This is a genomic window from Bacillus mycoides, from assembly GCF_000832605.1.
In the GTDB taxonomy this organism is placed as follows: domain Bacteria; phylum Bacillota; class Bacilli; order Bacillales; family Bacillaceae_G; genus Bacillus_A; species Bacillus_A mycoides.
In genome coordinates, this window is record NZ_CP009692.1 from 565,512 (window position 1) to 588,800 (window position 23,289).

General features: G+C 35.4%; 20 protein-coding genes, 1 pseudogene and 1 riboswitch. Of the genes and pseudogenes, 15 read left to right on the plus strand and 6 right to left on the minus strand.

Annotated elements, in window-relative coordinates:
- Positions 1–7: 7 nt before the first annotated feature.
- The 3 genes and pseudogenes from BG05_RS32125 to BG05_RS04775 all read right to left on the minus strand — a co-directional run bounded on the left by BG05_RS32125 (position 8) and on the right by BG05_RS04775 (position 2,058).
- The gene (locus BG05_RS32125) at positions 8–703 is read right to left on the minus strand and encodes a methyl-accepting chemotaxis protein (protein WP_407465372.1); all 696 of its coding nucleotides are present in this window, start codon (positions 701–703) and stop codon (positions 8–10) included.
- Positions 704–802: 99 nt separating this feature from the next.
- A pseudogene (locus BG05_RS32130) lies at positions 803–1,300 on the minus strand (protoglobin family protein); the annotation flags it as partial.
- A gap of 125 nt (positions 1,301–1,425) precedes the next feature.
- Positions 1,426–2,058 (minus strand): trimeric intracellular cation channel family protein, encoded by a 633-nt coding sequence (locus BG05_RS04775; protein ID WP_002016412.1) that lies wholly within the window; start codon positions 2,056–2,058, stop codon positions 1,426–1,428.
- 495 nt (positions 2,059–2,553) lie between these two features.
- Here BG05_RS04775 and BG05_RS04780 point away from each other — a divergent pair, with 495 nt between their 5' ends.
- The 8 genes from BG05_RS04780 to BG05_RS04815 all read left to right on the plus strand — a co-directional run bounded on the left by BG05_RS04780 (position 2,554) and on the right by BG05_RS04815 (position 11,847).
- Positions 2,554–4,005: an O-antigen ligase family protein gene (locus tag BG05_RS04780; protein ID WP_033734361.1), complete on the plus strand. Its 1,452-nt coding sequence runs from the start codon at positions 2,554–2,556 to the stop codon at positions 4,003–4,005.
- Positions 4,006–4,100: 95 nt separating this feature from the next.
- Complete coding sequence (locus tag BG05_RS04785) at positions 4,101–5,210, plus strand: glycosyltransferase family 4 protein (RefSeq protein WP_002089874.1); 1,110 nt, start codon at positions 4,101–4,103, stop codon at positions 5,208–5,210.
- A gap of 21 nt (positions 5,211–5,231) precedes the next feature.
- Positions 5,232–5,972 (plus strand): WecB/TagA/CpsF family glycosyltransferase, encoded by a 741-nt coding sequence (locus BG05_RS04790; RefSeq protein WP_002016406.1) that lies wholly within the window; start codon positions 5,232–5,234, stop codon positions 5,970–5,972.
- A 153-nt stretch (positions 5,973–6,125) separates the two neighbouring features.
- Complete coding sequence (locus tag BG05_RS04795) at positions 6,126–7,325, plus strand: MFS transporter (protein WP_002016404.1); 1,200 nt, start codon at positions 6,126–6,128, stop codon at positions 7,323–7,325.
- 208 nt (positions 7,326–7,533) lie between these two features.
- Positions 7,534–8,250, plus strand: a complete 717-nt coding sequence (locus BG05_RS04800) for a LytR/AlgR family response regulator transcription factor (RefSeq protein ID WP_002089871.1) — start codon at positions 7,534–7,536, stop codon at positions 8,248–8,250.
- A 122-nt stretch (positions 8,251–8,372) separates the two neighbouring features.
- Entirely contained in the window at positions 8,373–10,448 is a 2,076-nt protein-coding gene (gene cstA / locus BG05_RS04805; protein WP_033734359.1) for a carbon starvation protein CstA, read from the plus strand.
- On the plus strand, positions 10,441–10,644 hold the full coding sequence (locus BG05_RS04810) for a YbdD/YjiX family protein (RefSeq protein WP_002184484.1): 204 nt from the start codon (positions 10,441–10,443) through the stop codon (positions 10,642–10,644). The genes cstA and BG05_RS04810 overlap by 8 nt, the downstream gene beginning before the upstream one ends.
- Positions 10,645–10,791: 147 nt before the next feature.
- Positions 10,792–11,847, plus strand: coding sequence for a diguanylate cyclase (locus BG05_RS04815; protein ID WP_033734358.1), 1,056 nt, complete (start codon positions 10,792–10,794; stop codon positions 11,845–11,847).
- Between the two features lie 116 nt (positions 11,848–11,963).
- Here BG05_RS04815 and pdxK read toward each other — a convergent pair whose 3' ends face one another.
- Entirely contained in the window at positions 11,964–12,788 is an 825-nt protein-coding gene (pdxK, locus tag BG05_RS04820) for a pyridoxine/pyridoxal/pyridoxamine kinase (RefSeq protein WP_003192636.1), read from the minus strand.
- Positions 12,789–12,922: 134 nt separating this feature from the next.
- Between pdxK and BG05_RS04825 the strand changes: the two genes are divergently transcribed.
- From BG05_RS04825 to BG05_RS04835, 3 genes are all read left to right on the plus strand, one after another.
- On the plus strand, positions 12,923–14,494 hold the full coding sequence (locus BG05_RS04825; RefSeq protein ID WP_003192634.1) for a GAF domain-containing sensor histidine kinase: 1,572 nt from the start codon (positions 12,923–12,925) through the stop codon (positions 14,492–14,494).
- A 20-nt stretch (positions 14,495–14,514) separates the two neighbouring features.
- Positions 14,515–15,162, plus strand: coding sequence for a response regulator (locus BG05_RS04830; protein WP_002016393.1), 648 nt, complete (start codon positions 14,515–14,517; stop codon positions 15,160–15,162).
- A gap of 190 nt (positions 15,163–15,352) precedes the next feature.
- The gene (locus tag BG05_RS04835; RefSeq protein ID WP_003192633.1) at positions 15,353–15,979 is read left to right on the plus strand and encodes an FMN-dependent NADH-azoreductase; all 627 of its coding nucleotides are present in this window, start codon (positions 15,353–15,355) and stop codon (positions 15,977–15,979) included.
- A gap of 66 nt (positions 15,980–16,045) precedes the next feature.
- Here BG05_RS04835 and BG05_RS04840 read toward each other — a convergent pair whose 3' ends face one another.
- Positions 16,046–17,275, minus strand: coding sequence for a chloride channel protein (locus tag BG05_RS04840; RefSeq protein ID WP_003192631.1), 1,230 nt, complete (start codon positions 17,273–17,275; stop codon positions 16,046–16,048).
- Positions 17,276–17,590: 315 nt separating this feature from the next.
- A riboswitch (SAM riboswitch) is annotated at positions 17,591–17,695 on the plus strand.
- A 234-nt stretch (positions 17,696–17,929) separates the two neighbouring features.
- Here BG05_RS04840 and BG05_RS04850 point away from each other — a divergent pair.
- From BG05_RS04850 to BG05_RS04860, 3 genes are all read left to right on the plus strand, one after another.
- Positions 17,930–19,228, plus strand: a complete 1,299-nt coding sequence (locus BG05_RS04850; protein ID WP_003192629.1) for a bifunctional O-acetylhomoserine aminocarboxypropyltransferase/cysteine synthase — start codon at positions 17,930–17,932, stop codon at positions 19,226–19,228.
- Positions 19,212–20,117 carry a homoserine O-acetyltransferase MetA gene (gene metA, locus BG05_RS04855; RefSeq protein WP_002184490.1) on the plus strand — a complete coding sequence of 302 codons (906 nt, stop codon included), beginning with the start codon at positions 19,212–19,214 and terminating at the stop codon, positions 20,115–20,117. Before BG05_RS04850 ends, metA begins: the two co-directional genes overlap by 17 nt.
- A gap of 138 nt (positions 20,118–20,255) precedes the next feature.
- Entirely contained in the window at positions 20,256–21,551 is a 1,296-nt protein-coding gene (locus BG05_RS04860; RefSeq protein ID WP_003192625.1) for a homoserine dehydrogenase, read from the plus strand.
- A gap of 29 nt (positions 21,552–21,580) precedes the next feature.
- Here BG05_RS04860 and BG05_RS04865 read toward each other — a convergent pair whose 3' ends face one another.
- A complete protein-coding gene (locus BG05_RS04865; protein ID WP_002089845.1) occupies positions 21,581–22,207 on the minus strand; it encodes a YczE/YyaS/YitT family protein in 627 nt (208 codons plus the stop codon).
- Between the two features lie 98 nt (positions 22,208–22,305).
- On the opposite strand from BG05_RS04865, the gene BG05_RS04870 reads away from it, so the two are divergent.
- Complete coding sequence (locus BG05_RS04870; RefSeq protein WP_002089844.1) at positions 22,306–23,283, plus strand: LacI family DNA-binding transcriptional regulator; 978 nt, start codon at positions 22,306–22,308, stop codon at positions 23,281–23,283.
- The last annotated feature ends 6 nt before the right edge of the window (positions 23,284–23,289 follow it).

Genomic DNA, 23,289 nt, shown 5'->3' on the forward strand with positions numbered 1-23,289 from the left:
ATTCGTCTTATCGGTTTAGTTCTAGTTGTAAATTATCCGCTGTTAAGGCCATTGTTGAGGAATCGTCTTGAATACTCTTCATTACTTGTGAGATAGTCTCTAATTCATTTTCAATTTTTTTATTTTGTTCTTTAGAGTTAGACATATCTTTTACGATTTCTTGGAAATATTGATCTGTCGCATGCATACTATCTGTCCCTTCAGATACGAGAGAGCTTATTTGTTCCACGGAAGAAGAGACGTGTATAATTTGTTCATTAGTTTTTTCAACGAGTTTTGTAACGTTGGAAATTGATTCTTTCGTTTGCTCTGATAACTTTCGGATTTCTCCCGCTACGACTGAAAAACCTTTACCAAATTCGCCAGCACGTGCAGATTCAATAGCGGCATTTAATGCTAGTAAATTTGTTTGCTCGGCGATTGATTTTACAATATCAATGATTTCGTTAATTTTGTTAGAAATATCAAGAAGTTCATGAGTATCAGTAATGATAGTTTCCATATTCGTTTGGATGCTTTCCATTCGTTTGTTTTGCAAATTTAATTGTTCTTTTCCTTTATTGGCCTTTTCTTCTGATGTCGTAGCTAATGATGTACCTGTTTTTGCAATTCCTACGATACTTTCTGATTTAGATGTTAACTGTTGAATAGAAGAGCTTGTTTTTTCAGATACTGCCGCTAGTTCTGTATGTGTAATCGTCATAGTTGTCAGTTCTTTTTCTTTTTCATGTTCTTTTTGGATTCTTTCATATTCGGATTCATAAGCTGCAATAACAAGTTCTTGTTCTAATGTGAATAATTTATTTATTACGTTTATATAATAAGAAAAATCGTCTATCGTTGAAATTTTCGTTTGCAAAATCTTTATGACGGAGCGGGATAATTCTTGATAAGCAGCGGTATACCATTTTCTATGTAAACCAATTTGTACGTGCCTTTTTGCAATTCTAACACGTTGTTCAATAAAATCTTCATTCATATTCCCGCTGAACAATTCTTTAATATGTGTCTTTAAAGTTTGTTTTAATTTGGGAATAGAGCTGTAGCGTTCAATAACAGCAATTAAATTAGGTTGTTTTGTGATGTTGGTGTAGAATTTTTCTGTTATCCAATCTATTTCCTCATAAATAAATGGCTGTAATACTTTAACAATTTGTAAATCTTCCTTTGAAATATGTAGCATATCCATTTGAGTTTTTAGTTCAGAATTAGCAGGCACGTTAAATATGATTTGTTGGCCTTTGCTTAATTCAATTATACTGGTGTTTGTTTTATTTCTTTTAAAAACCCCAAGCATCATTCTTCCCCTTGTTTATAAAACATTTTCATTTTTTTATTCTAATGTAATTATATTATTTTTATATGCAATTACTCTATAGTATATGGAATTGTATATAAATTAAGAGAATTCTATGTAGAATTCTCTTAATGGCCTTTATTAATTTTTGCATGTGTTTTAAAGAAAACTGGGAAATGTACATTATATATTACGGTGACTACACGAATAACGAATGTTATTAATAAACAGACATAGAAAGCTAATATGTGTGCCCCCATTGCATGTGTAATTAAGAAACTAACTGCTCCTAGAATAGAAGCAATTGCATATATCTCTTTTCGGAATACATACGGGATATCTTGAGCGCAAATGTCACGTAAAATACCGCCCCCAATACCTGTAATAACTCCCATTGAAACAACTAAAAACGAGGCGTCAACGTGATGTGACATTGCTGCATTTGCACCAATAGCTGTAAATACCCCTAAACCAACAGCATCAGAAAGCATAATAACGACTTGAAGTTTATTAATGCGCTCAAAAAACATACATGTGAATAATGCTGATAGTACACTTACGAAAAAGTAAATGGGTTTTACAAATGCGACAGGAGGCAGGTTACCAATCATAATATCACGAATAATACCGCCGCCGAGCGCAGTAGCTACAGCTAAACAAAGGACACCAAATAAATCTAGATCTTTTTTTAAACCAACTAATGTACCAGAAATGGCAGCGGCGATAATGCCAAGAAACGTAAATATATCGATTAATAACATGGCTTTAATTCCTTCCTCTTAAAGATGTTCCAGAGAAAAAATATACACTAAAGTTTTGGAAATAACAATTACTTTTCGCTACATGTAGAAAAATGGATGAAATAGCTAAAGAAAGCGTTTGAAAATGCTTGATAAGTAGCAATAAAGTAAAGCGAAAAAGTGTGGAAAGATCAATAGTATAGTTTTTTGATGTAGCTTAGTTGGAGGGATGGTACAATAAGATAAGTCCGTTTTGTACATTTGTATAAAATGATAAAAAAATATTTCTGTACGGTCGAAAATAAGTGCATATGTGTTAGATAGTTTTTATAGGGATAGGGAAGGATAGCTAAAGGACAATGTTTTCGGTTACTAATAATGCTAGACTTGACTAGTTTCGGCATGAAAAATAGTTCTCAATTTAAATATGAGTTATGTTATAATTGCTAGGTGTGTTTAAACAGTAGAAAACTATGATTAAAAGATAATGTGAAGATTTTGTATGGAGGTCTTGGAATGTTAGCAAATCAAGCTAGGGTTAGATTTGAGCATTTTTTGCTCTTTTTTATTATTTTACAGCCTGTTTTAGATTTATTAACGTCTCTTAGCATCGTTTTATTAAAGTCAAATGCCACTGTTGGAATTTTGGTAAGATTTCTTATTATGGCTGTTGGTGGTATTTACATTTTAATTCAGGCAAAAGAGAAGGAAAATAGGAAGTTTTTAATTTACTTAATAATATTAGCAGTAGTTTTAGGGATAGGGTTTATTAATAATAAACTAGTTAAGAATCCTATTATACTTGGTGAAGAAGTTAAGTTTGTTGCGAAGGCATTATATATATATATCATGCTAGGATCATACATTTTAGCTTTAAAATCATTGAAAAAGAAAGTAAATATTAGTGACAAAGTCAGAAATAGTATTGTGTATTCAACATTAATCATTAACGCTATTATGGTTATTTCTATTTCGACATCTACAGACTTTGGTAGTTATCAATGGATGAAAGTTGGTTCCCGAGGGTGGTTCTATGCAGGTAATGAACTAGGGTCAATCTTAGCTATTATTTTCCCTATTGTGGTACTATATTCTATTCAAAAAACAAAGAGCGTGAAACACGTTTTATATTGGATTCCATCGCTTTTAATGATTTACTCGTTAATTCAAGTTGGTACGAAAGTAGGGATGGGCTCAATTGGTGCTACGTTAGCAGCAGTAATCGGGATTATCGTACTACAATTATTATTTGATAGAAGAAATCCAAACAAAATGTCTCTTGTACTTAATGGATTAATTGCTATTGTCCTATTGGCTGGTGTTGTTGGAACGTTTAAAATGACGCCATTAGCACAAAATATGGGTATTCATAACAACTATTTATCAGAACAAAATGTAGCGCAGCAAGGTCAAAAAGAAAAAGAAATTAAAGAGAAAATTAAAAAAGAAGAAAAACAACATAAAGTTGAGAAACCAGAAGAAAAGGCGAAGGTAGAAGCTGAAGTTAAGAAAGAGCTTGAGAAAGAGCAAAAGAAAGAAAATCAAGAAAATCTTATTTTCAGTGGACGTCAAGTATATGAAGAGAGACATAAGCAGTTCTTTAAAGAAGCGCCAACGTCACAAAAATTATTTGGAATGGGTTACGCAGGTAACTTTAAGTATAATGAACAAAAAGAGCCAGATCCGAAGCTAATCGAAATGGACTTCCATGATTGGTTTTATGATTTCGGAATTATTGGTTTTGCGTTAATGATGATTCCATTTATTTATTACGGCGTAAGAATCCTACTAGCATTTGTTACAAGATTTAAGGAAATATTTAATGTGAAATATGGAATGATTACAGCAAGCTTAGTATTAGCATTAGGTATTGCATATATTGCAGGACATATTTTGACAGCACCAGGAGTAGGGATTTACTTTGTAGTGGTGTTAGCTTGTCTAATTGTAGATTTAGAAATTGAATGATAAAAATAAAAGCTAACTTTTGTTAGCTTTTATTTTTTAGTACAGTAAAATAAAGATAGATGGAAATGTAGCGAGGATTTAAAGGAGGAAAAAATATGAGGATATTGCATATGAATGCAGGGGCAGAAGATGGTGGAGGAAAAACACATATTATTTCACTGCTCGATCAGTTTCCGGATGGTGAAGTAGAATTAGCAGTATTTGAAGATGGAATTGTTGCGAAAGAAGCAAGGGAGCTAGGAATAAAAGTTCATGTGTTTTCACAAAAATCTCGCTATGATTTATCCATTTTAAAGAACATAAGTGAATTCATTAATAAAGAAAAATTTGATGTAGTTCATACACACGGTCCTAGGGCGAATTTCTTTGTTTCTTTAATGAAGAAGAAATTCGCGGCAAAATGGGTTACGACAATTCATAGTGATCCATTTCAAGACTTTACTAAACAAGGCTTAAAAGGCTGGATTTTTACTAAATTAAATTTGAAAGCTTTAAAAAATATAGATTTATTTTTTGTTGTAACGAATAGGTTGAAAAAAAGCTTAGCCGCATTAGGTATTTCAAATGAAAAGATGCATGTTATCTATAACGGGATTGAATATGATCAGGAAAAAGCAGATGGCTATAATAAAAAGGAAATGTTTAATATTGATGAAGATGTGTTTACGGCAATCCAAGTAGCGCGTTTGCATCCTGTTAAAGGACATGAAGTTTTATTCGATGCGTTACAACAAACAAAATTGGAGAAAATTAAAGTGTTATTAGTTGGTGACGGGCCGTTAGAAAGAGAACTAAAGGCGTTAGCTACTGAAAAAGGGATTAATGATAAAGTTGAATTTTTAGGGCATCGTCAAGATGTGAAACAATTATTTGCTTCATCACATGTCAATTTGTTAACTTCCCATAGCGAAGGATTTCCATTAGTTTTATTAGAAGCGGCAAATCAACGTGTACCATCAATTGTGACTAGAGCTGGAGAAATCGAACCGTTAATTGCAGATGAAACTTATGGGTGGATTGTACCAACTGGTGATGGAAAAGCATTGGCATCGGCATTAGAAGAGGCCTATGATAAGTGGAAAACTGGAGAGTTATCAGTAATGGGCAAGCATATTTATGAGCATGCTACTATGAACTTCTCACTTCAAAAATTATATGAAGATACGAAAGAAACATATAAGCAATTAATAGCAAAAAACCTTTAATGATAGAGAGGATAGTTAATTATGGCAGTACAAACGGTTGATATTCTAGGTGTTCCTTTCTCTACAATGACAATGGATGAAACGGTCCAATATTTAAAGGAACAACTAGAATTGGAGCAAACTCATACTTTTCAGGTAGTAACAGCAAATCCTGAAATTGTTATGTGTGCAAAAAAGGATGAAGAGTTCCATAAAACATTACTAAATACCGATTTAATTACACCTGATGGTATTGGGGTTGTAAAAGCAAGTGGTATGCTTGGTACACCTGTAAAAGAACGTGTAGCAGGTTTTGATTTAATGTGTAATTTATTTGCGAAGTTATCAGAAGAGAATAAACCAGTATCTGTTTTCTTATTAGGTGCAAAACCACATGTTGTACAAGCCGCGGCTGATCATTTAACGAAGACATATTCGGCTGCATCTATCGTGGGGATACAAGATGGATATTTTAAACAAGAAGAAGAAGAGAATATTGTTTCACGTATTCAAGAGGCAAAACCAGATCTATTACTTGTTGCACTTGGCTTTCCAAGACAAGAAAACTTTATCCAAAACAATAAGCATCGTTTAGAAACGAAAATGGCTGTTGGAGTAGGCGGTAGTTTAGATGTGTGGGCTGGAGAGGTAAAACGTGCGCCAAAATGGATTCAATCTATTCATTTAGAGTGGTTTTACAGATTATGTAGTAATCCAACACGTTGGCGTCGTCAGTTAGTATTAGCTGAATTTTTAAAAGAAGTAATGCGTTCAAAAAAGTAGCGGAACATCGCTACTTTTTTATTTGTTTATTTTTGATAAACATTTTACTTTTTGGGAATGATGAAGGGGAATTTTTTATAAGAAAGTATTTTACTTATGCAATACACACATGTAAAATGATGTGTAAAGACACCTGTGTAAGGAGGACTTCTTGTGAGCAAGGTAAAAGAAATTTCGAAGCGAAAGCTACTTGGTATAGCAGGGCTTGGCTGGCTATTTGATGCAATGGATGTTGGAATGCTTTCATTTGTAATCGTAGCACTCCAAAAAGATTGGGGATTAAGTACTCAAGAAATGGGTTGGATAGGTAGCGTTAATTCAATTGGTATGGCAGTAGGAGCGCTCCTTTTTGGGATACTATCAGATAAAATAGGACGGAAATCAGTCTTTATTATTACATTATTACTATTTTCTATCGGTAGTGGTTTAACTGCTTTAACGACGACATTCGCGATGTTCCTCGTTTTACGCTTTTTAATTGGTATGGGACTTGGTGGGGAACTTCCAGTTGCATCTACTCTTGTATCAGAAAGTGTTGAAGCGCACGAACGTGGAAAAATAGTTGTACTATTAGAAAGCTTTTGGGCTGGTGGTTGGTTAATCGCAGCTCTTATCTCATATTTTGTTATTCCTAAATACGGTTGGGAAGTTGCTATGGTATTAAGTGCAGTTCCAGCGTTATATGCTTTATATTTAAGATGGAATTTACCCGATTCTCCAAGGTTCCAAAAGGTTGCAAAAAGGCCATCTGTTATTGAAAATATAAAATCGGTTTGGTCTGGAGAATATCGTAAAGCAACAATTATGTTATGGATTCTATGGTTTTGTGTGGTCTTTTCCTATTATGGAATGTTCCTTTGGTTACCTAGTGTAATGGTACTGAAAGGCTTTAGTTTAATAAAAAGTTTTCAGTACGTACTCATTATGACTTTAGCTCAACTTCCAGGATATTTCACAGCTGCATGGTTTATTGAACGTCTTGGTCGTAAATTTGTATTGGTTACGTATTTAATTGGTACAGCATGTAGTGCTTATGTGTTCGGAATTGCGGATTCATTAACAGCATTAATAGTGGCGGGTATGTTACTATCCTTCTTTAATTTAGGTGCTTGGGGTGCATTATACGCTTATACACCGGAACAGTATCCAACAACTATTCGCGGTACAGGTGCAGGAATGGCAGCTGCATTTGGGCGTATTGGTGGTATTCTTGGACCACTATTAGTAGGGTATTTAGTTGCTTCACAAGCTTCACTATCGCTAATATTTACGATTTTCTGTGGATCAATTTTAATTGGGGCACTTGCTGTAGTTATACTTGGTCAAGAAACGAAACAGAGGGAATTAGTATAAAGAGAAACCTTAATCAGTGGTGTTTTGTCCATCAACCACTGATTATTAGCCCGCACCAATCGGGATAAAAGAAAAGGGGAACCAAAGTGGTTTCCTTTTTTCTGTTTTTTTAGATAAATAATGGTATAGTAAGAAAAAGGGAATGTTTCTTACTAAAGCGAATGTATACAACAAGACATATGGACAAAGGAATTAGGTGGCTGGATAAATGAAAATCTTACTTATCATGGAAGAAACAGAAGAGCGAAGAAAATTAGTTGAGAACTTTACTGAAAACATTCGAAATGTAGAATGTTTTGAAGCGAAAACTGGAACAGAATCTTTGCTAATAATGAAAAAACATACACCTGATTTTGTTTTTTTAAATTCGCAATTAATGGATGGTACCGGTTTTGAATATTCGAGTTTGTTACGAGAAGTGAATTGTTATACGAAATTTATTTTTATTGGTGAGGATATAGAAGAGGCAATTACAGCTTTTCGTTTCCAAGCGTTTTATTATTTATTACGACCATTTCGTGAAGAAGATTTACAATTCATTTTATATAAAATGGGAAAAGAACAAGGTGAGAAAGCAAAGAGTCATCTGCGTAAACTGCCGATAGAAGGCCATGAGGGGATTAGATATATTCTCCCGGAGGATATTGTATATATTAGTAAAAATAAGGAAAATAAAACCGTTTCAATTTATACAACGAATAATCAGTATATTTCAACATACACACTCCAGGAATTAGAAAATAAACTAAATGCATATGATTTTTTACGTGTACATAAAAGCTATTTAATTAATATGTCATATGTACAAGAACTTAAACCTTATTATAATGGCACGTATAATTTGCATTTAGACAGGTACGATGAGCAACCGATTCCAGTAAGCCGTAATTATGTAAAACGGCTTCGAAATAAAATTGAGCTATGACAAGTAATGAGAGAATTTTAACATAATAGCCTAGAAATCCTTCATGATAAGGAGGATTCAAATTAAATATTCAGAAAATTTAGTACAATCTCCTCTAAGAAGTAGTAATGGGGGGATTGTACGTGAAAACATTGAAATCAATTTTACTTTGGGGAGTTATTGCAGCGGTAGGAGCATCTGCTTTTGGTGCAATAGCTTTATCACAAGGTGAGACAATTAATGCTGTATGGCTATTAGTTGCTGCTGTATCAGTGTATGCGATTGCTTATCGCTTTTATAGTAGATTTATAGCAAGGAAAGTTTTTGGCCTAGATAATAATAGGCAAACGCCTGCCCATACGTTAAATGATGGGAAGGATTATGTTCCAACAAATAAATGGGTTTTATTCGGACATCACTTCGCTGCGATTGCAGGGGCGGGTCCTTTAGTAGGACCAATTTTGGCGGCGCAGATGGGGTATTTACCTGGAACTATTTGGATTATCGTTGGGGTAGTTATTGCCGGAGCTGTACAAGATTTTGTAATTTTATTTGCTTCAATGAGACGTAATGGTAAATCATTAGGAGAAATGATTAAAGATGAAATTGGTCCTGTTACAGGATTAATTGCGATGATTGGTATTTTAGGTATTATGATAATTTTATTAGCAGTATTAGCTTTAGTAGTTGTGAAGGCACTTATTGGAAGCCCATGGGGAATGTTTACAATCGCAGCAACAATTCCAATTGCTATTTTAATGGGAGTTTACATGCGTTACATTAGACCAGGGCGAGTAGGGGAAGGATCAGTAATCGGTATTGTTCTACTAGTTCTATCGCTTATTGGTGGACAGTATGTAGCAGAAAATCCAACACTTGCAAGTATGTTTACTTTTAGTGGTGAAACAATTGCTATTATGCTTATCGTATATGGATTCATTGCATCGGCATTACCAGTTTGGATGCTCCTTGCACCACGTGATTATTTAAGTACATTTTTAAAAATAGGAACGATACTTGGATTAGCAATTGGTATTTTAATTGTAGCTCCAGATTTGAAGATGCCGGCAGTATCTAAGTTTATTGATGGAACAGGCCCTGTCTTCTCCGGGAATTTATTTCCGTTCTTATTTATTACAATAGCTTGCGGTGCTGTCTCTGGATTCCACGCTCTCGTTTCATCAGGTACGACGCCGAAAATGATTGAGCAAGAAGGTCATGCACAGCCAATTGGTTATGGGGCAATGTTAATGGAATCATTTGTAGCAGCGATGGCTATGATTGCAGCTTGTGTATTAACACCAGGAACTTATTTTGCAATTAATAGTCCAGCAGCACTGATCGGAACAGATGTATCACAAGCGGCTCAAGTTATTTCTTCGTGGGGATTTGCTATTACACCGAATGAATTAAAAGAACTTGCTGTTAACGTCGGAGAACAAACCATTTTATCACGTACAGGTGGCGCACCAACATTAGCAATTGGTATGGCACATATATTTTCACAAGTAATAGGTGGAACGGCGATGATGGCATTTTGGTACCATTTTGCCATTCTTTTTGAAGCACTATTTATTTTAACAACGATTGATGCTGGAACACGCGTAGGACGATTTATGATTCAAGATATTTTAGGGCATGTGTACAAGCCGTTTGCGAAAACAGATTCCACAATAGCGAACGTGGTTGCTACAACGTTATGCGTATTAGGCTGGGGGTACTTCTTATATCAAGGGGTGGTTGACCCTCTCGGTGGAATTAATACGCTATGGCCACTTTTCGGTATTGCAAATCAAATGTTAGCGGGGATTGCACTATTACTTGGAACGACAATTTTATTCAAAATGGGGAAAAAGGCATACGTTTGGGTAACGCTTATTCCGACTATAGGATTACTTATTGTAACGATGACAGCCGGTTATCAAAAGTTATTTCATGAAAATCCTAAAATAGGATTTCTATCACATGCGAAAGTATTTCAGGGAGCATTAGATGATGGTAAGGTATTAGCTCCAGCTAAAAATGTTGCGCAAATGAAACAAATTATTTTTAATGACTATATTGATGCGGCACTTTGTGGAATTTTTATGATAGTTGTAATTGCTGTATTAATTTCTGCACTTCGAATTTGGATTCAAGTATTAAGAAATAAGCCAATGCCGTTAAAAGAGGCACCATATATTCCAAAAGATGAAAGTGAGTCGAGGAACTATGCTTAAAAATTTACGGAACGTATGGGGAAAGAGAAAGCAATTTATTAGTTTACTTGTCGGAGTTCCAAGTTATGAAACGTATGTAAATCACATGAAATTACATCATCCAGAAGAGAAAATTTTATGTCAAAAGCAATTTTTTGCTGAGGCACAAGAAGCTAGATTTAATGCAAAAGGCGGAAAGATATCGCGATGTTGTTAATGGAGGAGACGAAATTTCGTCTCCTTTTTTATTTTGCTGTTCCACGTGGAACAATATAATAAAAAAGTTTGGGAATTATAGGGATTTCGTAATACAATAACATATAGAAAGGGATAGATGGAAAAGAAAAAGTAGGGAGATTATTTTATGTTTAGAGATCTATTTGTAAATATGACAATCATTCTGTCCTTTATCTTTGTAGGTGCTCAGCTTTTAAGAGATAAGCCATTAAAAGAAGGATTCTCTTTTTGGCAGAAATGTTTGGTCGGTATTTTAACTGGAATATTAAGTATATTATTGATGCATTTTGGTGTGCATATTGAAGATATTATGTTGGATTTACGTTATTTAGCTGTTGTTTTGGCGATTATAATCGGTGGCCCGATAGCTAGTAGTATAACAGTTATGATCACTTTAATAACACGGGTATTTTTTACTGAATATTCTTTAGCCTCTGAATTGGCCTGCTATACTATCGTGGCAATAGGGATTGGCATTACTCTCATTTGGCGGATGAAGATTTCTATATTTACAAAATGGATATGGTTTAATGTGTACAGTTTGTCTATTTTAATACTACCACTTTATATTTTATTTAAGGATATATATGTAGTGGTATTATATTTAATTTGTTGTATTGTAGCGGCATACATCACATTTGTAAGTGCAAGTTACGTATTGCAATCCAATGAATTATTTCAAACGATGAAGCATTATGCAACGATAGATGCATTAACGAATCTAGGAAATGTAAGACAGTTTGATTTCGAGATGAATCGTCATATTGGTAGCAAGCATATGAAAAATGATTCACTTTGTTTATTACTTATAGATATTGATCACTTTAAGTATGTAAATGATACGTACGGTCATCCTGCTGGAGATGAAGTGTTAAAACAACTAGGGCGTATTTTGTTAGAAAATGCACCATTCCCAAATTTAGTCTTTCGAAAGGGTGGCGAAGAGTTTGCTCTGTTGTTACCGAAAAAAAGGGTAGCATTTGGAAATCGTATAGGGGAACAAATTCGACTAGCAGTTGAAAAGCATTCATTTCAACTGCAAAATGGGGAAAAAATTAAAATTACAGTTTCTGTGGGGCTTTCAGAATATAAAAAATCACCTGAGCAATTTATTCAATCAGCGGATGATGCGTTATATTATTCAAAAAGAAATGGTAGAAACAAGGTTAGTTCAGCATCATAGGAATTCGGGGAGTACTTTAAAAGATTTCTGTAAAGTAATTAAAACCCACAGAACAATAAATGTTCTGTGGGTTTTAATCTATTTTTAAATTTATGAATAAAAAGCTTTATGTTAGATTAGACAAGTTCTTTCGGTGCAACGAATTTGCGGTATGCACCGTGATGTGTTGGTCCTACATATTCGTTAATCTTAAATGAATGACGAATTGCAGCTGTGATGAATTCTTTCGCAGTTTTTACTGCTTCTTTCACCGTTTTTCCTTTTGCAAGTTCTGCTGTAATTGCAGCAGAATATGTACAACCTGCACCGTGTGTATTTGTCGTATCAATCTTTTCTGATTCTAGAAGATCGAATGTTTCGCCGTCATATAACACATCAATAGCAGTTTCTGTGCCTAGTTTGCTACCACCTTTAATCAGTACGTATTTAGCACCTAAAGCATGGATTTTTTTTGCAGATTCTTTCATGTCCTCAAGAGAATTAATTTTCACACCACTTAATTGATATGCTTCAAATAAGTTTGGCGTTACGACTAATGCATTTGGAACAAGAACGTCACGTAAGCAGTCATTTGTTTCAGGATGTAACGCTTCATCCGCTCCTTTACATACCATAACAGGATCAACTACTACATTTTCGAAATTGTGCTTTTCAATTGTTTCCGCAACCATTTCGATAATTTCTACTGATCCAAGCATACCCGTTTTTAAAGCATCTACGCCAACGCCTTCAATTGTCGTTTCTAATTGTGGTTTTAATGTAGAAGCTGGGATTGGGAATACGTTATGTGCCCAACCGTTATGTGGATCCATCGTTACGATTGTCGTAAGAGACGTCATTCCGTATACACCAAGTTCTTGGAATGTTTTTAAATCTGCTTGTATACCAGCACCGCCACTTGTGTCAGAACCAGCGATAGTAAGTGCCTTATTCAATGTCATTATGAAAGCCCCCTCAAGTGATATAATGAAAACTATGTTTTCACCATTATATCAATGTTACGAATAAGTACAAAGTGAAAAGTAGATGATTTATGTTAAGTACTATTTAAAATCTTGTATGTAGGAGACGAATTATGTTTCAAGAGAATCGTACAAATGAATTAGTTATATTAAAAGAGATTGCAGAAACATTGAATACCTCAAATGATACATATCACGTACTTCAAGCTGTGCTGGAAAAGCTGTTGAATGTAACTGGTTTAACGACAGGATGGATTTTCCTTGCGGATGAAAATGGTAGATATACAAAATTAATTGATTACCAATTACCAGAGGGATTGAAATTCGAAAATAAACGACCGATGTGTGAGGGGAATTGCTGGTGCTTACACCGCTTTGTGGAAGGAAAACTAGAGCGAGCAGTTAATATTATTGAATGTAAGAGAATTAATAATGCGATTGAATACAACTGGGGAGATACAGAAGGGATTGTACATCATGCGACAGTACCGCTAAAAGCGGGAGAAGATGAATTTGGCGTGTTAAATGTAGCTAGCCCAGGCAAAACGCATTTTTCGGAAGAAGAATTAGTACTATTACAATCAGTTGCCTTTCAAATTGGAACGGCATTAAAGCGTACAAAACTGTATGAAAATGAAAAGAGAAGAGCTCATTATTATGTAAAGTTAGAACGCTTTATTCAAGCTTTAAGGACAATTCATAAATTTAATACATTACCAGAAGAGATTGTAATGCAAATAGGGAGCTTATTTCTATGGGAGCAAGTTGTATTCTTTATTAGAGAAGAAAATGAACTAGCTGTGAGAGCTTCTTATAAGAAAGGTGAACTACAAGATGATTTGAGGGCAGCAGCACAGGAAGCGTTGGAAAAAGAAGAGTCTGTCTTGTCAAAGCGTCAGGTTGGGAATATAGAGCATCCCAATAGGGCAGTTATCGCTATTCCGATACATATTCAAGATCATATATTTGGAGTATTAAGTGTAAGTTCTAATAATGGAGAATTTGATATAAATACGATAGATGTAGTACAAGCGTTAGCAAATCATATTTCATTAATGATAGAGAACTTAAGATTAAATGAAAAACGCCGCGAACTTGTACGAATGGAAGAGCGTAATCGTTTAGCTAGAGATTTACATGATTCTGTTTCACAAAAGTTGTTTTCATTAACGTTTATGACGAAAGGCGCTGAAGCTGTCTTAAAGGGTCAAAATGAAAAGGTAGATCAGTCTTTGTATGAGATGCGTGAATTAGCACAAGGTGCCTTAAAAGAAATGAGGACATTAATTTGGCAGCTCCGTCCGGCTGGATTAGAGAAAGGGTTATTACCAGCTTTAAAGCAATATGGTGAAAGTTTAGGATTGAAAATTCGGGAACAAGTTACAGGTGTACGTGATTTGCCGCGTGTAGTAGAAGAAGCGCTATGGCGAATTGGACAAGAAGCTTTAAATAACGTAAGTAAGCATGCGAATGTAAGAGAAGCGACGATTTATTTCAAAGTGACGGAGAAAAATGTATCATTAGAAATAGTCGATCAAGGAAATGGGTTTGTAGAAAAGGATATAAAAGAGAAGAAATCACTCGGTATGACTACGATGCGTGAAAGAGTAGAATTAGTTGGTGGAACAATTAAAATTGTAAGTAGTAAGAAACGAACGAGTATAAAAGTAAATGTACCATTATGATGTGAAAATGAGGGAAGTTTGTGAAAATAAAAGTATTGTTAGTTGATGATCATACAGTTGTTTTAAAAGGATTAGCATTTTTTCTAAGCACACAGGAAGATTTTGAATTAGTTGGTGAAGCAAATAATGGGAAAGAGGCGCTAGTGAAAGTAGGCGAAACAAGTCCAGATGTCGTATTAATGGATTTATATATGCCTGAGATGGATGGAATTGAGGCAACAGCTTGTATTAAAAAAGAATATCCAAACGTGAAAGTAATTGTATTGACTAGTTTCTCTGATCAAGCTCATGTATTGCCGGCACTAAAAGCTGGGGCGAGCGGTTATATTTTAAAAGATATCGAACCAGATCAGCTTGTTGAAGCTATTCGAAGCGCGTATAAAGGTAATATTCAATTACATCCAGATATAGCAAATGCCCTTCTTTCTCAAACATTACCACAGGAAGAGAAAGAAGAAGAACCTTCCGTTCAAGTGGATGTATTAACAGCGAGAGAAAATGAAGTATTGCAGTTATTGGCGAAAGGGATGAGTAATAAAGAAATTGCTTCTGTTTTAGTTATTACAGAAAAAACGGTAAAAGCTCATATGAGTAGTATTTTGAGTAAGTTACATTTATCCGATCGCACACAAGCAGCATTATATGCAGTGAAAAATGGAATCGTATAAGACAAAAGTCGTAAGACCTAGTTCGCCTTTAGAAGGTGGACTTTTTTTATGGAAAAATACGTCTATGTGAGGACGTAATTGTTTTGATATAAAGATAAAATGTATTTGTAAGCAACAATAATTATAAGGGAGTACCCTTTTCCGTAAGTGATATATAACAACATAAGAGTGGGTAGTAGGAGGAAAAACAATGGCAACAGTTTTATTTGTAAAAGCAAACAACCGCCCAGCGGAACAAGCAGTTAGTGTGAAATTATACGAGGCATTTTTAGCAAACTATAAAGAAGCGCATCCAAATGATACAGTGGTAGAACTTGATTTATATAAAGAAGAATTACCATATGTAGGCGTAGATATGATTAATGGTACATTCAAAGCAGGTAGAGGATTTGATTTAACAGAAGAAGAAGCAAAAGTGGTAGCAGTTGCTGATAAGTATTTAAATCAATTCTTAGAAGCTGATAAAGTAGTTTTCGGTTTCCCATTATGGAACTTAACGATTCCGGCCGTATTACACACGTATATTGATTATTTAAACCGTGCTGGTAAAACGTTTAAATATACACCAGAAGGTCCAGTTGGGCTTATTGGAGATAAGAAGATTGCATTATTAAATGCACGCGGCGGCGTATATTCTGAAGGACCAGCAGCTGAAATGGAAATGGCTGTAAAATATGTAGCGAGCATGATGGGCTTCTTCGGTGCAACAAACATGGAAACGGTAGTTATCGAGGGACATAACCAATTCCCAGATAAAGCAGAAGAAATCATTATTGCAGGTCTTGAAGAAGCAGCTAAAGTAGCAAGCAAATTTTAATTAAAATTATAATCGCCACTCGAAAAAACAGCATTAACATTTACATGTTAATGCTGTTTTTTTATATTAATTTGTAGTTTCGTTATGTTTAGGAAGCGGAAATGCATTCCCAATCGCGGCTGCCCCGAGCATCGGTAATAATAAATTGAGCGGGAAAAACATGAGTAATAGTAATGTTATAGCTATTGGTTTTCTTAATGCATAGCTTGAAATAGCTGTCGTGACGATGGCTACAGAAGCTATTGGATCTATAGGGATAATAGAAGCTATAGCATATCCGATACTTGATCCAGCAAATATAATTGGGAAAATATGTCCGCCGCGCCAACCCGTATTTAAACAAACGGCAGTAATACATAATTTTAAAATTCCTGAAAGAAATAGTACCCAGAAGGATAAATGGCTCCATTCAACGACTAAATCTTTTAATTGATGTTCCCCTGAGAATAACGTGTAAGGAAGAAAAGTTCCTGTAATTCCTAATAAAATACCGCCTATAATTCCAAGTGATACCTTGTATTCTTTGAAGGGGTGGATTAATTTCTCTAATGTGAATTCTAATTTGAAATAAAAGAAACCAACTATAGCACCAATGCTAGCAAGTGGTAGAAAGGCGATCCATTCATTAAGAGCAAGAGACCCTTCCCCAAAATCAACAATAAAGGATCCACGATTATCGAGTTTACTAAGCAATAAGTAAACGGAAAAACCGGCAAAAGTGGTAGCTAAATATACAATTGCTTTTTTTCCTTTCGAAAATTCATTAATTTGTTCACCCTCATTTTCATTCGGAGCTAAATAACCGAATAATGGTGCATTAAAAATAACACTTAAAGTGGCACCAATTCCAACCTCTGTTAGTTCATTCATTCCCTTTAAAGCAAATTTAAAGCGATCTCCTACCCATGTACAAAGTCCACCGATAATTCCAACAAGTGCAGCTTCTGGTCCTAAACTTGCTCCAAATATTAAAACGATAATCGCAGTTAAAGTAGCTTTATGTACAAAACGGTATTCAATTCTACCTGTTTTTTTATATTCAGCCATCACTTCGGGCATAAGACGTGGATATGTACCGAAGTATTTTTGTGTTAAACCAACGAGGATACCACCGATGATTGTTACACAAATGGTGTAATAAGGGGGAGAAGAGAAAAGAGTAGGTAAGTATCCCCAAATAAAGTGAATTCCGATATTTATTGTGACTAAAAATGACCAGACCGTGACTCCGACTATAGAGCCTAAAAGAATGCCATATAGGACGAGTATATGGTGCATGTCCTTTTTATTTGTCATGTTGTACCTCCGTTATGTAAATTTTCATGTAGAAAGGATTAAATATGCTAGTGTGAATTGAATATATATATAGTATCTTTTTGAGGGGGTGGCTTATTCAATATATCGGGATCTCATGAAAATTTGAAACCAACGCGGTTAAACCACTTATTTAATTCTATATATGGATTGGAGTTTTTAAAAGGTCTTTTTCAAATGAATATGGAATATATTTCTTTTATTGTTTGTATTAAATTCCTTGCATTTAATTTAGAACATTCAAAAAACTATTTGACATCAGGAAATTATTGCTATAAAATCAACGGTAATTGCATAGTCTTATCAAGAAAAGGTGGAGGGACAGGCCCGATGAAACCTTGGCAACAGCCGTATAACGGAATTGTGCCAAATCCTGCAGGTGATAATCCTGAGAGATAAGAAAGAGCCTTAGAGCGTGTTTTCAAACTGCTCCTTTCTTGTTTTCAGGGAAGGGGCAGTTTTTTATTTTGGATAAAGTGAAACTTTAATCAGTGGGGGTTTTGTCCCTCCCCCGCTAATTATTAGCCTTCATCAATCGGGCAGTTATCTCCCACCTAACTTCCTCGCATTTGCCGAATTTGGAGGTGGGAGTCTTACTGCCCGCAAATAGCGGGATAAAAGAAAGGAGAATGAGAGATGGGAGAATCATGGGGGAAAGGAACGATTTGTGTGCAAGGTGGCTATTCGCCAAAAAATGGTGAGCCGCGTGTTTTGCCACTTTATCAAAGTACAACGTATAAATACGATACGTCAGATGATTTAGCAGCACTATTTAATTTAGAGGCAGAAGGATATATATATACGCGTATTGGAAATCCTACTCTAGCTGCATTTGAGCAGAAGTTATCAGATTTAGAAGGCGGTGTAGGGGCTGTTGCAACAGCTTCTGGGCAGGCAGCCATTATGCTTGCGGTTTTAAATATTTGCAGTAGTGGAGACCATTTACTTTGTTCTTCAACTGTTTACGGAGGAACGTTTAATTTATTTGGAGTGAGTTTGCGAAAGCTGGGCATAGATGTTACGTTCTTTAATCCTAATTTAACGGCAGATGAAATTGCGGCACTTGCTAATGATAAGACAAAACTCGTTTATGCAGAGTCGTTAGGAAATCCAGCAATGAACGTTTTGAATTTCAAAGAACTTTCAGCGGCAGCAAAAGAATTAGAAGTACCTTTTATCGTTGATAATACATTGGCGACGCCTTATTTATGCCAGGCGTTTGAACATGGGGCAAATATCATTGTCCATTCTACAACGAAATATATTGATGGCCATGCAAGTTCTCTAGGTGGGATTGTAATAGATGGAGGGAACTTCGATTGGACAAATGGAAAATACCCTGAGCTTGTCGAACCTGACCCGAGTTATCATGGCGTAAGCTATGTTCAAAATTTTGGAGCAGCAGCGTATATTGTGAAAGCACGCGTTCAGTTATTAAGAGACTACGGAAACTGTATGAGCCCATTCAATGCATATATTAGCAACATTGGCCTTGAAACATTGCATTTACGAATGGAGCGTCATAGTGAAAATGCTCTCGAAGTTGCTAAGTGGCTTGCTAATCATGATCGCATTGAATGGGTGAATTATCCTGGATTAGATAGTAATGAAAATTATTCGTTAGCACAAAAGTATTTGAAAAAAGGTGCTAGTGGAGTTTTAACATTTGGTATTAAGGGCGGATTAGAAGCAGCGAAAGAATTTATCGCAAATGTAAAGCTTGCAACTCTTGTAACGCATGTAGCTGATGCAAGAACTTGTGTAATACATCCTGCTAGTACGACGCACAGACAATTAAGCGCAGAAAATCAGCGTTTAGCTGGCGTTACATCTGATTTAGTCCGTTTATCGGTCGGTATAGAAGATGTTTCTGATATTATTGCAGATTTAGAAGCGGCGCTAGTCGGAGGCAAACAACATGCCGATCATAATTGATAAAGATTTACCAGCTCGCAAAGTATTGCAGAAGGAAAATATTTTTGTAATGACGAAGGAGCGAGCGGTAACACAAGATATACGTGCTTTGAAAATTGCTATATTAAATTTAATGCCTACAAAACAAGAAACAGAGGCGCAATTACTTCGTTTAATTGGAAATACACCGTTGCAATTAGATGTTCATTTACTTCATATGGAATCGCATCTGTCTCGCAATGTAGCGCAGGATCATTTAACGAGCTTCTATAAAACATTCCGTGATATTGAGAATGAAAAATTTGATGGACTCATTATTACAGGAGCACCAGTTGAAACTCTTTCTTTTGAAGAAGTAGATTATTGGGAAGAGCTTGGACGTATTATGGAGTATTCAAAAACGAATGTAACATCTACGCTTCATATTTGCTGGGGGGCACAAGCTGGTTTGTATTACCACTATGGTGTGCCGAAGTATCCTCTTGCGGAAAAAATGTTTGGTGTATTTGAACATGAGGTTCGCGAGCAACATGTGAAATTGTTACAAGGGTTTGATGAAGTGTTTTTTGCTCCGCATTCTCGTCATACAGAAGTACGAGAGAGCGATATTGAAGAAGTGAAAGAATTAACGTTATTAGCCAATTCTGAAGAAGCAGGCGTTCATCTTGCTATTGGGCAAGAGGGAAGGCAAGTTTTCGCACTCGGACATAGTGAATACAGTTGTGATACGTTAAAGCAAGAATACGAACGGGACTGCCAAAAAGGGTTAAATATTGATGTGCCAAAAAATTATTTTAAACATAATAATCCAAATGAGGAGCCAATTGTTAGGTGGAGGAGTCATGGGAATTTATTATTCTCTAATTGGCTGAATTATTACGTGTATCAAGAAACCCCTTATATATTGTAAATGATTGTATAACACGTGGTAGCGTTTTATTTGTAAAGATTAACCTTTATTTTTCTTAATATTCAAAATATATCGTTTTTCAGATTTTTTGTCTATATAATGGCATCTAAACACAATTTTTGAGGGGTGGACAGTATTATGAAAGAAATTCAAGTGGGGTTATTAGGTCTTGGGACAGTTGGTAGTGGTGTAGTTCGTATTATTACAGATCATCAAGAACGACTTATACACCAAGTAGGTTGTCCAGTGAAAGTAACGAAAGTATTGGTGCAAAACATTGAGAAAGAGAGAGAAGTAGACGTGCCTTCTACTCTATTAACACAAGATGTGAATGAAATTTTAGATAATCCTAATATTGATGTTGTCATTGAAGTAATGGGCGGCATTGATGATGCAAAAGCATATATTTTACAAGCTTTAAAAAGCGTGAAGCACGTTGTGACTGCAAATAAAGATTTAATGGCGTTACACGGAGCGGAACTCTTAGCGGTAGCAAAAGATAATCAGGCTGATTTATTTTACGAAGCAAGTGTAGCTGGAGGGATTCCAATTTTACGAAGCATCGTAGAAGGACTTTCTTCAGATCTTATTACGAAAGTAATGGGAATTGTAAATGGAACGACAAATTTTATTTTGACGAAAATGTCAGACGAAGGGAGAGCATATAACGACGTGTTAAAAGAAGCTCAGCAGCTTGGATTTGCAGAAGCAGATCCAACATCAGACGTAGAAGGTTTGGATGCAGCAAGAAAAATGACGATTTTGGCTACTCTCGGTTTCTCTACAAATGTAGAGCTTGGAGATGTGAAGGTAAAAGGGATTACTTCTATTACAGCAGAAGATATTGAATATAGTAAGAGCTTAGGCTATACGATTAAATTAATTGGTCTTGCAAAGCGAGATGGCGAGAAATTAGAGGTTACAGTTGAGCCAACGCTACTTCCAAATGCACACCCTCTTGCGGCAGTGCAAAATGAATATAATGCTGTGTATGTGTATGGTGAAGCGGTAGGAGAAACGATGTTTTATGGTCCGGGAGCAGGAAGCTTACCGACAGCGACAGCTGTTGTTTCTGATCTAGTTGCTGTAATGCAAAATATTAGGTTAGGTGTAACAGGAAATAGTGCTGTAGTTCCGCAATATCAAAAGGTACTAAAAGAGCCAGATGAAATTATTGTGAAAAAGTTTTTAAGACTTCATGTGAAAGACGAAATTGGTGTGTTTGCAAAAATTACATCATTGTTCTCTGAGCGCGGTGTTAGTTTTGAAAAGATTATTCAAATGCCACTTGAAGAGAAAGGGAAAGCAGAAATAGTAATTGTAACGCATCGTGCTTCTCTTGCGGATTATGAGTACATTCTACATACATTGCAATCGTATGAAGAAATAGATTGTGTGAAAGCAAATTATCGAATTGAAGGAGATGCTAAGTAGTATCTCTTCTAATAAAACGAAAAAACCTATTAAGCGGCTTGCTTAATAGGTTTTTTTCTATTTAAAATTTGCGTACCAACTTGAATAAATGCTTGAATAATCCAACCTGTTGTAAAGGATAAGATAATTGTTCCAAAATAGATCGGCCCATCTAATAAGAAGCTTAATGTTAAAAATAAAAAAGCTAATGAAATTTCTGTTCTTCTAAATGTCCATTTCTTTTTCTCAGCAACAGTTAAAACGAAAGCCTCTTGAGGTGCTGCGCAAAGGTTAGTAGAGACGTAAAGACCAATTCCGGCTCCGACGAATAGGTTTCCGCAAATAAGTGTTATATATTTTGGAAGAGAGCGGATAATGTCCATAATGGTCGTAATAGAACCAACCCAATCAACAAAAAGAGAAATAAGAATCATCGTTACAATTGTGCCGATTGTAATTTGTTTTTTGTCCCAAAAGAGTACGATCAGGGTAAAAACAAAGTTAATCATGAAAATCCAAAAACCAATACTTATCCCAAAATTTTGATATAGTGCAATAAAGAAGGAATCATAAGGGCTAAGTCCAAAGGAAGTAATTGTCGTCATCATATTAATACCGATGGCGAGAATGAGTAAACCGCCAATGAAAAATATATATTCTAGTTTGAATCGAAGCATAGTTGTATATCCTTTCAAAATGTATTTGCTAAGAAAGGATATACTGTGGAAAGCTTACCAGGTCAAGCGAGAATTTTTGAGGGGAAGGGGAGAATGAGATGACTAATATAAGAAAGATTGCTGAACTTGCTGGGGTATCTGTTTCAACTGTTTCACGTGTACTCAATAATCATCCGTATGTGAATGAACAGAAACGAAAAGAGATTTTAGCGATTATTGAAGAATTAAATTACACGCAAAATGTGAATGCGATTCATTTAGTGAAAGGAAAAACGAATGTAATTGGCGTTTTATTGCCGCACGTAAATGATCAATATTACAGTGCCATTATTGGGGGGATATCAAAGGAAACCGCAAAGAACAATTATAATATGATGCTTTGCCAGACAAATTATAGCGAAGAAAAAGAGCTTGAAATTTTACATATGTTAAAAATGAAAAAGCTTGATGGAGTAATTATATGTTCACGGACAAATAGTAAGGAAAAACTTGAAGAGTATACGAAGTTTGGTCCAATTGTGATGTGTGAAGAAATAGATTCGAATTTCATTTCGAGTGTACATATTGATTACTACAAAGTATTTTTGCGCGGGATGAAAAGCTTAATAGATGCTGGTCATACACGTATCGGATATTGCATTGGAAGAAGTAATAGTATTAATAGCCAGAGGCGAAAAAAGGCGTATGAGGATTCACTTCAACAGATTGTTGTAACACCGTTAGATGCCTGGAAGTTTAAGGGCTGTTTTACGGTGGAAGATGGGCGCAATGTAGTCAGGGAATGGGCTCGTATGTCTGTAAAACCGACGGCTTTTCTTGTATCTTGCAATCATATTGCTGCAGGAATGGTAACGGAGGCGAAAAAACAAGGAATTCGTATCCCAGAGGATATTACGATTATCGGATGTGATGATCAAGAGGTGGCAAATATATTAGGTATTACGACGATTTCGCATTCTAGTAAAAATGTTGGTGTAAAGGCATTTGAATTATTATATGAAAAGATTAATGATGAGGAAATAGATGTGAAACATGTAGAGTTATTACCAGATTTGGTAGATAGGGAAACGACATAATAGAGA

Bases quoted from the DNA above. Each gene is read 5' to 3' on its own strand.
- BG05_RS32125 (WP_407465372.1), bottom strand. From the start codon at position 703: ATGACGATTACACATACAGAACTAGCGGCAGTATCTGAAAAAACAAGC.
- BG05_RS04775 (WP_002016412.1), bottom strand. From the start codon at position 2,058: ATGTTATTAATCGATATATTTACGTTTCTTGGCATTATCGCCGCTGCC.
- BG05_RS04780 (WP_033734361.1), top strand. From the start codon at position 2,554: ATGTTAGCAAATCAAGCTAGGGTTAGATTTGAGCATTTTTTGCTCTTT.
- BG05_RS04785 (WP_002089874.1), top strand. From the start codon at position 4,101: ATGAGGATATTGCATATGAATGCAGGGGCAGAAGATGGTGGAGGAAAA.
- BG05_RS04790 (WP_002016406.1), top strand. From the start codon at position 5,232: ATGGCAGTACAAACGGTTGATATTCTAGGTGTTCCTTTCTCTACAATG.
- BG05_RS04800 (WP_002089871.1), top strand. From the start codon at position 7,534: ATGAAAATCTTACTTATCATGGAAGAAACAGAAGAGCGAAGAAAATTA.
- BG05_RS04810 (WP_002184484.1), top strand. From the start codon at position 10,441: ATGCTTAAAAATTTACGGAACGTATGGGGAAAGAGAAAGCAATTTATT.
- BG05_RS04815 (WP_033734358.1), top strand. From the start codon at position 10,792: ATGTTTAGAGATCTATTTGTAAATATGACAATCATTCTGTCCTTTATC.
- pdxK (WP_003192636.1), bottom strand. From the start codon at position 12,788: ATGACATTGAATAAGGCACTTACTATCGCTGGTTCTGACACAAGTGGC.
- BG05_RS04825 (WP_003192634.1), top strand. From the start codon at position 12,923: ATGTTTCAAGAGAATCGTACAAATGAATTAGTTATATTAAAAGAGATT.
- BG05_RS04835 (WP_003192633.1), top strand. From the start codon at position 15,353: ATGGCAACAGTTTTATTTGTAAAAGCAAACAACCGCCCAGCGGAACAA.
- BG05_RS04840 (WP_003192631.1), bottom strand. From the start codon at position 17,275: ATGACAAATAAAAAGGACATGCACCATATACTCGTCCTATATGGCATT.
- BG05_RS04850 (WP_003192629.1), top strand. From the start codon at position 17,930: ATGGGAGAATCATGGGGGAAAGGAACGATTTGTGTGCAAGGTGGCTAT.
- metA (WP_002184490.1), top strand. From the start codon at position 19,212: ATGCCGATCATAATTGATAAAGATTTACCAGCTCGCAAAGTATTGCAG.
- BG05_RS04860 (WP_003192625.1), top strand. From the start codon at position 20,256: ATGAAAGAAATTCAAGTGGGGTTATTAGGTCTTGGGACAGTTGGTAGT.
- BG05_RS04865 (WP_002089845.1), bottom strand. From the start codon at position 22,207: ATGCTTCGATTCAAACTAGAATATATATTTTTCATTGGCGGTTTACTC.
- BG05_RS04870 (WP_002089844.1), top strand. From the start codon at position 22,306: ATGACTAATATAAGAAAGATTGCTGAACTTGCTGGGGTATCTGTTTCA.